Source organism: Psychromonas sp. Urea-02u-13 (assembly GCF_002835995.1).
Taxonomy (GTDB): Bacteria; Pseudomonadota; Gammaproteobacteria; order Enterobacterales; family Psychromonadaceae; genus Psychromonas.
Genome location: NZ_PJBZ01000053.1, coordinates 1 through 12303, shown reverse-complemented (window position 1 = coordinate 12303; position 12303 = coordinate 1). Strand labels below are relative to the sequence as shown.

The 12303-nt window shown below is 38.2% G+C and carries 13 protein-coding genes; 4 read left to right on the top strand and 9 right to left on the bottom strand.

Annotated elements, in window-relative coordinates; translation table 11 throughout:
* Positions 1–136 precede the first annotated feature (136 nt).
* A complete protein-coding gene (locus CXF74_RS08640) occupies positions 137–550 on the bottom strand; it encodes a YbaN family protein (RefSeq protein ID WP_157822366.1) in 414 nt (137 codons plus the stop codon).
* 321 nt (positions 551–871) lie between these two features.
* Between CXF74_RS08640 and CXF74_RS08635 the strand changes: the two genes are divergently transcribed.
* Positions 872–1492: a LysE family translocator gene (locus CXF74_RS08635; RefSeq protein ID WP_198552817.1), complete on the top strand. Its 621-nt coding sequence runs from the start codon at positions 872–874 to the stop codon at positions 1490–1492.
* 55 nt (positions 1493–1547) lie between these two features.
* On the top strand, positions 1548–2015 hold the full coding sequence (locus CXF74_RS08630; RefSeq protein WP_101082005.1) for an RNA recognition motif domain-containing protein: 468 nt from the start codon (positions 1548–1550) through the stop codon (positions 2013–2015).
* A gap of 45 nt (positions 2016–2060) precedes the next feature.
* Here CXF74_RS08630 and CXF74_RS08625 read toward each other — a convergent pair whose 3' ends face one another.
* Both CXF74_RS08625 and CXF74_RS08620 read right to left on the bottom strand, forming a co-directional pair.
* Positions 2061–2408 (bottom strand): hypothetical protein, encoded by a 348-nt coding sequence (locus tag CXF74_RS08625; protein WP_101082004.1) that lies wholly within the window; start codon positions 2406–2408, stop codon positions 2061–2063.
* Positions 2409–2466: 58 nt separating this feature from the next.
* Positions 2467–3693: a cystathionine gamma-synthase family protein gene (locus CXF74_RS08620; RefSeq protein WP_101082003.1), complete on the bottom strand. Its 1227-nt coding sequence runs from the start codon at positions 3691–3693 to the stop codon at positions 2467–2469.
* Between the two features lie 113 nt (positions 3694–3806).
* Between CXF74_RS08620 and CXF74_RS08615 the strand changes: the two genes are divergently transcribed.
* The gene (locus CXF74_RS08615; RefSeq protein WP_101082002.1) at positions 3807–5381 is read left to right on the top strand and encodes a sensor histidine kinase; all 1575 of its coding nucleotides are present in this window, start codon (positions 3807–3809) and stop codon (positions 5379–5381) included.
* A gap of 178 nt (positions 5382–5559) precedes the next feature.
* Here CXF74_RS08615 and CXF74_RS08610 read toward each other — a convergent pair whose 3' ends face one another.
* The 5 genes from CXF74_RS08610 to CXF74_RS08590 form a co-directional block, all read right to left on the bottom strand.
* Complete coding sequence (locus tag CXF74_RS08610) at positions 5560–5769, bottom strand: cold-shock protein (protein ID WP_028866731.1); 210 nt, start codon at positions 5767–5769, stop codon at positions 5560–5562.
* Between the two features lie 384 nt (positions 5770–6153).
* Entirely contained in the window at positions 6154–6924 is a 771-nt protein-coding gene (locus CXF74_RS08605) for an ABC transporter ATP-binding protein (protein ID WP_101082001.1), read from the bottom strand.
* A gap of 1 nt (position 6925) precedes the next feature.
* Complete coding sequence (locus CXF74_RS08600) at positions 6926–7954, bottom strand: FecCD family ABC transporter permease (protein ID WP_101082000.1); 1029 nt, start codon at positions 7952–7954, stop codon at positions 6926–6928.
* Complete coding sequence (locus CXF74_RS08595; RefSeq protein WP_101081999.1) at positions 7951–9048, bottom strand: ABC transporter substrate-binding protein; 1098 nt, start codon at positions 9046–9048, stop codon at positions 7951–7953. The genes CXF74_RS08600 and CXF74_RS08595 overlap by 4 nt, the downstream gene beginning before the upstream one ends.
* Positions 9049–9054: 6 nt before the next feature.
* On the bottom strand, positions 9055–11079 hold the full coding sequence (locus CXF74_RS08590) for a TonB-dependent receptor (RefSeq protein WP_101081998.1): 2025 nt from the start codon (positions 11077–11079) through the stop codon (positions 9055–9057).
* 354 nt (positions 11080–11433) lie between these two features.
* Here CXF74_RS08590 and CXF74_RS08585 point away from each other — a divergent pair, with 354 nt between their 5' ends.
* Positions 11434–11892: a YaiI/YqxD family protein gene (locus tag CXF74_RS08585; RefSeq protein WP_101081997.1), complete on the top strand. Its 459-nt coding sequence runs from the start codon at positions 11434–11436 to the stop codon at positions 11890–11892.
* A 32-nt stretch (positions 11893–11924) separates the two neighbouring features.
* Here CXF74_RS08585 and CXF74_RS08580 read toward each other — a convergent pair.
* A partial coding sequence (locus CXF74_RS08580) for a GGDEF domain-containing protein (RefSeq protein ID WP_157822365.1) occupies positions 11925–12303 on the bottom strand: 379 nt, incomplete at its 5' end.

Genomic DNA, 12303 nt, shown 5'->3' with positions numbered 1-12303 from the left:
AAATGTGATGCCTCTTTATGTTACCTATTGATAGGTAGGAATTAATAATAAAAATTAACAGGATAGCCTGAATTTAATATAACTCAGTCGTCTATGTTAAATTCATAATGGAGGTCTTTCAAAAATAAACTAAAGGCTATTTACTGGTTAAGTTGTCACTGTTGGATTGTTCATTTAATGGCGTTTCTTTGCTTTTATAACGTATGATAAACCACGTTTTAAAAAGTAAAATAATAGCTAAAAACCATTGAATATAGGCATTTTCAATAAAGAAGAAAAGTGCAAAGCAAATTGAAAACCAGGTTAATAACAAAATATTAGTTTTATCTTTACGCGTTAACCCCTGACCACAACGAAACTTTTCAATGAGCGGCCCCATGACTTTGTTATTCAATAATCTATCATGGAATTTTTTTGAGCTACGACTAAAGAAAAACAACGCTAATAAAGCAAATGAAGTGGTGGGCAAACCCGGCACGACTATGCCAACAAAACCGGTTGCTAATGAGATAAATCCAAGTGTTATATATAAGTATTTTTTAACCATCATCGACCTTTTCATTATTTCAATGTAAATACACTATGTGCACTTACAAATACAAACAAAGCAATTATCCTATGATTCATAAAAGCTATTTAGCAAACAAATAGAAATGACTTATTAAGCTTAGCTGCTTTTCTATTTAAGCGAATATCATTAATGGTAATAGTCATGTTTTTCATCATACTGCGGAGATTTCGCTTACTAGCAGAGTCATTATTTGCTAACCCTCAATAAACATTTAACAAATCTCAGCTTCAAGCGAAGCTTTGCGAAACTTACAGTTACCTGTAAGCTAATAAATTATTAAGCGAAACAATTACCGGACACATGATGGACACTAATTTATTATTACTTTTTATTCCTACTTTTTTTGCCGTTTCAATAACGCCTGGGCTATGTATGACGCTAGCCTTAACGTTAGGCATGACCATTGGTGTACGCCGTAGCTTATGGATGATGCTAGGAGAATTGGCCGGTGTTGCGTTAGTAGCAACCTCTTCTCTAGTGGGTATTTCAGCACTGTTATTAGCCTACCCAAGCTTATTTTTAGCTCTGAAATATCTCGGTGGTGCTTACCTTATCTACTTAGCTATTCAACTTTGGTTATCTCGTGGCAAAATGGCGATGAATAATGATTTAAAGAAAATGGATATTGCGCCATCGGCTTTAATTTCACAGGGTTTTGTAACCGCAATAGTGAACCCTAAAGGTTGGGCCTTTTTTATTGCGTTATTACCGCCTTTTATTAACGAGTCACAAGCTTTCATTCCACAAGCTACTATTTTGATTAGTATTATTCTTTGTTTTGAATTTATCTGTATGTTGCTTTATGCAAGTGGCGGCAAAGTATTACGTAACTTATTGCAAGAACAAGGCAATGTAAAAATAATGAACCGCATCGCTGCAACAATGATGTTTACTGTTGCTCTGTGGTTAATACTTAGTTAATGGCGCTGATAGCTGTTAATATACAGAATAATATTTATTGAATACTGGAATGACCATGAAACTATTAGTACGCAACTTAGCATTATCAACAACCGAAGAAAAATTAGTTAGTTTATTTAGCGAGCATGGCAAAGTTCAATCTTGCAGCTTGGTATTAGACAGCAAAACAGGTAAATCTAAAGGATTTGGATTTGTAGAGATGCCAAAAATCGGTGATGCAAAAGCAGCAATGAAAACGTTGAATGGATTCAAACTGGCTGGTAATTTTATCCGCGTTAAAAAAGCAGAGCAAAAGACATCTGAAGTAGAAGTGGTAGTTGCAGAAAAAGAAGCTGAACCAGTACAATTTAAGCAAGCAGCTAAAAAATATGTTGCCAAATCTCCTGTTGTTAAAAAGACATTTTCAGAAAAAACGACTGCTGAAAAAACAACAGAAAAAAACAACAATGACGCTGAAGTAATTAATAACAATGATAACGCAGCTAACCTATACGGAAAGATAAAAGAATCTGACGATTATTAATCGCCCTTCTTAAATCATTCTTTAACGTAGCCACGAGTAGCCATGCTATTTAGTGGCTACTTTATTAAACATCTTACGCGACAATTCATCAAAACGACTCAAGCAAATCTTCTGTAAACTTTGTTCCCCTATATTAACCAATACCGCTTCACTTTTAGTCCAAGTTACATAAACCTGCTTAGACTTTTCACTGGTTAGCGCTAGTAAAGCGAAACGCGTATCGTTAAGCATATTCTGATAATAGTTAAACATCTGATCATCATTCATCATTACAGATACTTCACTGCAAGCTTGATAATTAGCCAGTGATCGGCCTAGCTCATGTGTATCTATATTATTTGCCCATGTTAATGAATGACTAAAAAGCAGCAATAAAACAGTGGTTACTTTCATAGGTTCCTTAAACAAAAAAAGAGACATAATGTCTCTTTTTTTATAAGCTTAGAATTTTTTAAGCAAGTGCTTGTTCGAAGTCTGCGATTAAGTCAGCGGTGTTTTCGATACCAATTGAACAGCGAATCATATTTTCACTAATGCCCATTTCTTGGCGTAATTGCAAACCCATCTCAAAATAGATAGTTGGCGCAACGGGTAAAGCTAATGTTCGGTTATCACCAAGATGAGTCGCACTGATCACTAGGTTCATTTTATTCAACAACTCACAACAATCTAGTCCATCAACTAAATCAAAACTTAATAGACCACCAAAACCACTGAATAGCGCTTTAGCACGATCGTGTTGTGGATGATCAACAAGCCCCGGGTAATATACATTTTCTACTTTCGGGTGAGCCTGTAAAAACTCAGCGATCGCCATTGCATTTTGACCTTGACGATCCATGCGTAGCTCCATCGTTTCACTGCCCACAGAAATAAGGTGTGCGCCTTGAGAACTTAAACAAGCGCCCATGTCACGTAAGCCTTTTTTCTTGATTTGGCTAATTCCCCACATTTTACTATCACCTTTACGGTAACCTTCATAAATGTTTGGATACTTTTCCCAGTTAAACAAACCAGTATCTGTAACAGAACCACCCATTGCATTACCGTGGCCAGCAACATATTTAGACAGAGATGTCGCTATCAAGCTTGCCTTCACAGAGCTTGCATCAAAAAGGTAGCTTGATGTAATGGTATTATCGATAACATAAACAAGCTCTTCAATCTCACAAAAGTCACCAATCTCAGCTAATGCGCTCACCTGTGTAACAGGGTTAGCAATGGTCTCAACAAAAACCATTTTTGTATTTTCTTGTTTAGCTTTAATAACGTCATTAATGTCAGTTGCATCAACCAGTGTTATTTCGATGCCATAACCTTTTAACGTGCTTAACAAGCTCGTTGTATTACCAAATAGGAAGCGACTACAAATAACGTGGTCGCCTTCTTTTAATAGGGTTAAAAAGGTAGCAACAATAGCAGACATGCCCGATGAGAAAACAGCGGTAGCAACACCCCGATCCATCATCTGAATTTTTTTGCACAGCGCATCAAGTGTTGGCGTTGAAGAACGAGCATAAGCATGACCAGGTTGGCCTTGAAATACGTCAATTAAACCTTGTACATCGCTAAAGCCATAAGGAACAGAGTTATGAATTGGTGCGTGAACGGCGCCCGCTTCTAAGTTTAGTGAATGGTCTGCGTGTACTATTTTTGTAGTAAAACCTTGCTCTGACATCTAAATTCCTTTGCTGTTTTTTTAAAAGCGTTAGCTCGAATTGAATCTTTTTATTCTTTTAAGCTATGATGACCTCAATTATTAGACATATTATACAGAGATAAGGAACTAAGTTGAAATTGAATCTATATAGTATTCTCCTTTTTATTATTGGCTTATTCGCAACATATATAGTAACCAAAAATTTTCAGCAAGTTGAATTAAACGATCAAAAGCAAGAACTAATAACCCAGAGCCAGTCAATTACTCATACCGTACAGCAACAAATACTGTTACACGCAAAGCAATTATCTATTACAGCGCAACGCTTGAAATCAATTCAGGCGATAAACGAAAATTGGCAACAATACAGCACGTCATTAGTTACGCTACTTCCTAACATGAGCAATATCAGCATTTATCTGTTGGCACCTCAACCCACGCTAACCATTGAAAATAAATCACAGCATTATTTTGCTAGCGATACCGAGCTATTACAGCAGGCTAAGTATTTGTTCCCCCTTAATAAACAACTTAGTGAGACAGAAAAAGCAACAACATTTCAGAGCAAACATGTAATACAGGAAGACAATCAGGTGATTGTTTACCAACACGCACCTCTATTTATCAATAAAAAGTTAATTGGCTATTTACAGTCAACGCTGAACATTACTCAGTTACTTGATCAGCAAGTCGCTATGTTTCAAATAACCTATCCGTTTTCATTATCGGAGACCGGGCGTACTATTTATACTGTGTTGCCTGAAGGTGTCTTAATTCATGATGTGAAACAGCAGTTCACTATTCCTCTACTCGGTCATCATTGGAAATTAATAGTATGGCCAATCCATCAACACCATTTTTACCAATACTCTGCGGTTATTGGTTTGATTCTCTCTATTTTATTAGCACAACTTTTTTACTTAATACGCATGAATAAAAATATGCGCCTTCAACTTAGTGTGCAAAAAACAAATCTAAAAACAATTAACAAAGACTTTAAGGCAAGTAAGTCAAAATTAATACAATCGAATAAGCTTTCCTCCCTAGGTGAAATTGCCACCGGCATCGCCCACGAAATTAACCAACCCTTACAGGTTATTTGTATTCATGCAGATATGTGCCAAGAGAGCTTACAAAAACAAGATTATCGTTTAGTAGACAAAAGTTTTCGTGCCATTTTATCGCAGGTAGAGCGCATTGAGAAAATAGTAAAACAGGTAGGCAGCTTTGGCCGTGATAGTGAACTTGATAATTATAACCAAGAGACACCAGCCAATATTTTTGAAAATGTTATCAACATTGTGATTAACCAATATAACCAAGAAGACGTTGAGCTGAGGCAAGTACTACCGCCTTCATTGCCCTCTATTTTATGTAATAAAACTCAAATAGAACAAGTATTAGTAAACCTGTTGATCAACGCTAAGGATGCTGTTGAAGAGTGTGATGAGAAAGTCGTATTTATTAAAGCGCACGATAAACAGGGCAAACTCTATATTGAAGTATCTGACAGTGGTAGCGGCATTGAACCCAGTAAACTGGACGATATTTTCACCCCTTTTTATACCACCAAAGCACTAGGCCGAGGTACGGGTCTTGGGTTATCAATTAGTTACTCAATTATCCATCAACATAAAGGTGAGTTCCAAGTTTCCAGTGAAATAGGAAAAGGCAGTACCTTTACGGTTATTTTACCGCTGAATTAATGTTAGCTGTTAGCTGTTAGCTGTTAGCTGTTAGCTGTTAGCTGTTAGCTGTTAGCTGTTAGCTGTTAGCTGTTAGCTGTTAGCTCAATAATTTTCTTACAGACATAAAAAAAGGCAACCCCTTAGGATTACCTTCTATTCAATCAGAATGGACTAATTAAAGTCCATCGAAGCAATATTAAAGAGCTACGATGTTTTCTGCTTGAGGGCCTTTTTGACCTTGAGTAACAGTAAACTGTACTTTTTGGCCTTCAGCAAGAGTTTTAAAACCAGTGCTTGCGATTGCAGAGAAATGTGCGAAAACGTCAGGACCGTTTTCTTGCTCGATGAAACCAAAACCTTTAGATTCGTTGAACCATTTTACTGTACCAGTAGTAGTTGTAGACATAATAGTCATCCTATTTAATTTGAGTAATTTAACCTTGTAAATCAAGGCATTTGGCTAGAAGTGTTGCTATTACTTATGATGTATAGGATTCGGTACATAATACGGAACAAATTGAACATAAATATAAAACGAACTTTCAAGCTAACAAGATTATAGCTTGCTTCTGAAAGCTGTCAACATCTATTTGATTGATACATAAACTTTTTGAGAGGTAAAAAAGCTAATTATTTATTCTCATATCTAACATTTTCTATTTAAAATACTTTCTTAAAAAACGTCTGCCATGGGCACTATTAAAGCGAGTAATAATAAGGCACAGAAGCAGTTCACAGCGCCACTCGATAACTTTAAGCCGTTAATAAGAATGACTTTCTATATCTCTCATTAAAGTAATTGTGCATCCAATAAATCGTAACCATAATCACTATTGTGCTTATCTAATTTAACGGCAAACAATTGCTCAGATAGCGCTGAATTTAATGTTGTTTTTGTTACTCCCTGTGCAATGCATTTACCTTGCTTAAGAGCGATTAATTGTGGGAAAAATCGACTCACTAAATTTAAGTCATGAATCGCAATAATACAGATCATTTTATTAACGCGCACATACTTACTGAGCAAGCTTAGAATACGTAATTGATGCTCCAAATCTAATGCACTGGTTGGTTCATCTAATAATAAGACCTTCGGATCGCGTATCAAACCTTGGCCTAATGCAACAAGTTGCTTTTGCCCTCCACTCAAATGGCATAATAATTGGTTCGCTAATGAGCTGATATTGAGTAAACATAAAACCTCTTCGACTTTATGTTCTTTTATCTGTTGCGATAACCCCGACTTATTTAAACTCAGTGCAAGCATTAAAGCTTCAAATACCGATAAGCGAATTTGGCTTTCGCTTAGCTGAGGTACGTAACAGACTGATGCTACGCGTTGTCCTAATGTTAATAGGCTAAGGTCCTGACCATTTAAATGAATATAACCTTTTTTCACTTTGCTAATACCAGCAATCACCCGAAACAAACTCGATTTACCCGTGCCATTTGCACCAATCAATGCAGTTAACAGACCGCCCTTAATAGCTTCGCAATCAAAACCATCAAGGACCTTATTATCACCGTAATAAAAGTGAAGTTCACTTAACCTTAAGCTCATTTTATTTTTGCCTAATACTGAAAATTAAAATAAAGAAGCAAGGTATGCCAGTTAGTGACGTAGTAATACCCACAGGCAGTAATACGCCAGTGATCACTAACTTACTAAAAACACTCGCCAGTGATAATAAAATGGCGCCTGTTAACATGCTACCGATCAAAAAGAAGCGCTGATCTTCTCCTAATAATAATCGCGCTATATGCGGGGCAACTAAACCAATAAAACCAATGGTGCCAACAAACGCTACGGCAACCGATGCTAATAATGCACACAGTAATAAGGTCATTAAACGTAATCGATTAACATTAACGCCCATGCTGATGGCTTGTTGGTCACCAAAGCGTAACGCGGTTAATTGATCACGATAACGCCACAATATTGCGACGGTCACACTTAATACCACAGCACAAATTAAGACCTTCTCATAACTTGCACGACCTAATGAACCCAGCGTCCAAAATATCAATTGTTGCAGTGCATCTTCACTGGCGATGTATTGCAAAAATGCCAGTAATGCATTGAAAGTAAACATGAGCGCAATACCAGCAAGCACTAATGTCTGATAACCCATTCCGCGCATTCGACTGATCGCAAATAAAATCAAAGCGCTAAGCATGGCAAAGAAAAAAGCATTCACAGAGACTAAATACAGGCCTGCAACAGGTAACAACCCCCAATCTAAAACAAAGGCTAATGCTGCACCAAAGGCAGCCGCCGCTGAGATTCCAAGCGTGAAGGGATCGGCTAGTGGGTTATTTAAAATAGTTTGCATTTGCGAACCCGCACAAGCGAGCATAGCGCCAATTAAGACCGCCATTAATGCCACTGGCATGCGAATCTGCCAAAGAATTAGGTCTAACTTTTTATCCTGACAATCCACGATACAAGATACAACCTCTGTTAATCCGTAACGGCTTGGACCCGAGGCAAGATCCCACAAGAAACTAACCAACAAAAGCAACGCTAAGGTGATTAAGATAAGGACCTTAACCAATCGCTGGCGACGGTAAACTTGATTAACGAGCATCATAATTTGCTCCAAAAAATGCCTTGTAGCGGAAAAGGCATAAATTGTTGATGATAGTCAGCCCAAGTTTGTGCCGGGTTTAAATCAGAAAATAAATCCGGGTGTAGCCACTTCGCCATTTGTTGCACCGCGACAAAATACCCAGGGTGATTATAAAACTGGTGCCATATAACATAAAAATCCTTCTCTTGAATCGCTTTCATGCTTTGCCAGCCCTTACGATTTACTAATGCATTGACTCCCATTTTTACTTGAGTTGGCTGTGCTAAATAACCAAGAGCAGGTGCAATGCTTTGCTTTTTATGTGTCCAGTTACCACTGGTTGCAATCACTACATCAAACTCTTCAACTAATAGCGCTTCAGGATTCAAGTCGACCGATACACCAGAGGTTTTTAAACTTCCCCAATTATTTGCACCTGCCGATTGTGCAAACTCACCAAAACTAGCTTGTCCAAATACACGACAACACGTCTCTCCGTTAATTCCAGCGGCGCGCTCTATTAATAACAAAGGCTTTTTAATAGATATTTTGTTTAATACTTGCGCCACTGTTGCTTGCTGTTTCTCAACAAACAATTGGAATTTTATCGCTTGCTCAGTTTGTTCAAAAACTTGCCCTAATATCAACATGCTCGGGATTAAATACTCAGCAATATTGAGTCGATAATCAATGAATAAATAATCAATACCCAGTGCATCCAGCTGTTTTAGGCTTTGTGATTGTTTAAGGTTATTGAGTTGCGATAGGCTAAATAAAACCAGATCTGTATTTAATATAAAAGCTTGTTCGACATTAAATTGCCCAGTAGCGGGACTCGCAATAACAGGTTTATTTAATAATTGAGGGAAAAGTTGGGTGACTTTAGACCAAGTATCAATATCTGCTTTTTGCAGGTCATCGGCCATCGCAACGATATTGTGATCAACTTTATTGGGTTGTAACGCCATCACCAAATACAACATGCGCCCTTCCGAGAGCATGATGTTTTTAGGTGCTTGTTTAAAGGTAACTTGCCTGCCAGACAAGTCAGTTACAACAAAAGCTTTACCCACTACAGGTAAAGCTAAACAGAACAGCAGTAAAAAGAATTTCATCAATAATTACATGAATGCATAACTATAAGTTAAATTCGCGTTAGCAGGAGCTCCTTGGTTAATTTGTGTTGATCCACTGCCACCACCGGTTGCACCGATGTAATAGTCTTGATTGGTTGCATTATTCACGTTCAATTGAATTAGATGCGACTTCCACTGATAACTCGCCATTAGGTCAATGGTATTATAAGCCTGCAATTTAACCGCTTCTTTCCCGCCAACATAACGATCGCCAATATAAGTAATTCCTCCCCCTATTTTAAAATCGGCTGTTAATTGGTAAGTATTCCAAAGTGATGCTGTGTGCATAGGCACATCATTAGGCTGATAACCTGTATCTTGGTTTTCGGCATCTAAATATGTGTAACCAGAACTGATTTGCCAATCTTTTAAAAGCTCGCCCTTTAGTTCAAATTCAATACCTTGATGACGATCGTTATTCACCTCAACAACCACGCCTTGCTCATCTGTTTGTGCATTCTCGCGTTCAATATTAAAAATAGCAGTATTGAAGGTTAGACTTTCATCAAATAAGTCCACTTTAAAACCTAATTCACTCAGGTCTGTTTTAAGTAATGCAGCTTTTGTTGGCGCAGCATAAATCCCACCCCAAGGTAATGCGTATGAACGCCCAATCGTTGTATAGATCGCCATATTTTCTAAAGGTAGAAAAACAAGCCCCGCTCGCGGGCTTAAGTTATCATCTTTAATCTCAAACTGTTCGCCTGAATGTTTATCTTGTGTGCTCGTGATCCAGTCATAACGGGCGCTTAATGACAATTTCCAAGCATCATTAAAGCTGATCATGTCTTGTAAATACAGAGCCGTTGAGTCAACTTGATTAGTACGATTAGGTGATAATTCTGGTCGCGAGTAAGTAAAATCACTGGGATTATAAAGAGGGGAATCAGGTGCAGTCGTACCGCCTGAAGTACTAACACGTTTCATACGGTTTGCATCACCTCCAATTAATAGCTGATGCATACCAAAGTGTAAGTTTAATTCGCTTTGCATGCCCATATCTTGCTGTGGGTCAAAAGCAAAAGCAACGACTTTACGCTGCAGTGTCTCGTCGGTGACTTTTACATTACGCGTACCCGCTTGCTCCATTTCAACACGAGAATAATAAGCTTTAGTGGTCAAATGCGTTTGTTCATTAAAATGATGCTGTAGATTGATAGCGGCATTGATTGAACTGTTTTCTTGAAAATCACTGCTGCTTGCATAGGAAGTACTACTATCAACATCAATAGGTTCGCCATCCACAGAAGGTATGCCACGAATAGGGGTTACCTGTTGATCCATATATTCGATATCGATATCAACGAGCGTATCTTGGCCTAGTGTTAGGCGAAAAGTTGGCGCAATAAATAAAGTACTGTGATCAGCCCTATCAACATGACTATCGCCTTGATTATACTCGATATTCAATCGACTACTGAGTGTTTCCGTTAACGCCCCACCTAAGTCGGCACTCACCCCTAAGCGATTAAAACTACCTGCTTGTAACTTAATTTCAGCCACATCACGGTCTGCTTTTTTTGTCACTAAGTTAATCAAACCACCCGCACTGCCTCGCCCATAAAGCGCACCCGCAGATCCTTTGATCACTTCAATGCGTTCGATATTACTCATGCTACGGTAAGCTTGATTATTACTACCATCGCGTAACCCATTACGATAAACATCGTATAAAGCATCGTAACCACGGATGGTGAAATGATCACGTGCTCCTTCGCCGGAAGGTGCATTAATTCCAGGAACACCTTTTAATGCATCACCTAATACCAACGCCCCTTTATCTGCAATCTCTTGCTCACCAACAACTGAAACCGCTTGTGGAATTTGTAGTAACGCGACATCGGTTTTTAACGCACTATTGTTATTCTCCGCGCGGTAGCTTTGATTTTTCTCACCCACCACTTGCATCGTTTCAGTCACTTTTTTTTGTTCTGCGACTGCATTATAACTACTTAATGCTAGGGTAATTGCGACGCTTAATTTCGATATACTTATATGCTTTTTAATCATCCAGATTATTCCTTTAAAAGATCAAGGCGTGCAATTTAATAGATTAATACCAACAAGTAAATAGAAACGATAATTATTATCAATGTAATTGCAATTATTTATAGGTATTTAAGTTATCTATAAATGATTTAAAATCAGAGGGATATTCAGATAAAAGTACTGGTCAAAAGACTGACGCTGGATTTATCCGTTGTAGTCAAATTTAATATAAATTAAGGAAGGGCCTGCACAATGATGCGCAGTAAAAAATAACCTTTGAGAAGAGATCATAGGCTCGACTCAATTGATATAACTGAATTTGCAGCTCACGCGATCATCGGTGTAAAATACACTTTTTTAAACAGGTAGATAAAAATGACAATTTGGATAGATGCTGATGCTTGCCCCGTTCCCGTCCGAGAAATGGTAATTCGTGCCAGTGAGCGTACAGGTGTCGCGCTTGTTTTTGTCGCAAACAGTCCACTCCCAGTGCCACGTAGAGAGCTCATTAAAACGGTTCAAGTTGCCCAAGGGTTTGATGTGGCGGACAATTACATTTCAATGCATGTTCAAGCTGAAGATTTAGTGATAACCCAAGATATTCCATTGGCGGCAGAGATTGTTGAAAAGGGTGTGACGGCGCTAAATCCTCGTGGAGAGCTTTATACCCCTGAAAATGTTCGCCAGAGATTAGCGATGCGAAATTTGGCAGAGGAATTACGTAACACAGGACAAATAAGCGGTGGACCGAATAAGTTTGGTGATAAAGAAAAACAAAGCTTTGCTAATGCATTAGATAAGTGGCTACAAAAAAGCAAACGCCTTAACAAATAGCGCGACCATTAAGCTAACGCGATTTATTGAGTCTATTTAGCAACCTCGTAACAGCCACGGCCATCCACCTTGGCTTTATAAAGCGCGACATCAGCTTGCTTTAATAGATCCTGAACAGAACGATTATCACCAGTCTCAGCGATCACGACACCCATACTGAAACTTAGCACGAGTTCTTCAGGCAGTGTTGTTGGTCTATTCTCCTGATAAGCCTTTAGTAACTGTTTAAATTTGTTATCAAGCTCAGCAGGTTTTGCATTAGGTAAAACAACTAACCACTCCTCACCACCAAAGCGTCCAATTCTTTGGTCACTGCGTAAGCCCTTACTGGCAATCATTGCAAAATATTTTAATACTTGGTCGCCCACGTCATGGCCATAGCTATCATTCACTTTTTTAAAGTGGTCTATA

What these genes read in the sequence shown, in the direction of transcription:
- CXF74_RS08595 (WP_101081999.1), bottom strand. Translation starts at nt 9,048, where the DNA reads ATGAAATTCTTTTTACTGCTGTTCTGTTTAGCTTTACCTGTAGTGGGT.
- CXF74_RS08630 (WP_101082005.1), top strand. Translation starts at nt 1,548, where the DNA reads ATGAAACTATTAGTACGCAACTTAGCATTATCAACAACCGAAGAAAAA.
- CXF74_RS08605 (WP_101082001.1), bottom strand. Translation starts at nt 6,924, where the DNA reads ATGAGCTTAAGGTTAAGTGAACTTCACTTTTATTACGGTGATAATAAG.
- CXF74_RS08640 (WP_157822366.1), bottom strand. Translation starts at nt 550, where the DNA reads ATGATGGTTAAAAAATACTTATATATAACACTTGGATTTATCTCATTA.
- CXF74_RS08610 (WP_028866731.1), bottom strand. Translation starts at nt 5,769, where the DNA reads ATGTCTACAACTACTACTGGTACAGTAAAATGGTTCAACGAATCTAAA.
- CXF74_RS08590 (WP_101081998.1), bottom strand. Translation starts at nt 11,079, where the DNA reads ATGATTAAAAAGCATATAAGTATATCGAAATTAAGCGTCGCAATTACC.
- CXF74_RS08625 (WP_101082004.1), bottom strand. Translation starts at nt 2,408, where the DNA reads ATGAAAGTAACCACTGTTTTATTGCTGCTTTTTAGTCATTCATTAACA.
- CXF74_RS08585 (WP_101081997.1), top strand. Translation starts at nt 11,434, where the DNA reads ATGACAATTTGGATAGATGCTGATGCTTGCCCCGTTCCCGTCCGAGAA.
- CXF74_RS08635 (WP_198552817.1), top strand. Translation starts at nt 872, where the DNA reads ATGATGGACACTAATTTATTATTACTTTTTATTCCTACTTTTTTTGCC.
- CXF74_RS08620 (WP_101082003.1), bottom strand. Translation starts at nt 3,693, where the DNA reads ATGTCAGAGCAAGGTTTTACTACAAAAATAGTACACGCAGACCATTCA.
- CXF74_RS08600 (WP_101082000.1), bottom strand. Translation starts at nt 7,954, where the DNA reads ATGATGCTCGTTAATCAAGTTTACCGTCGCCAGCGATTGGTTAAGGTC.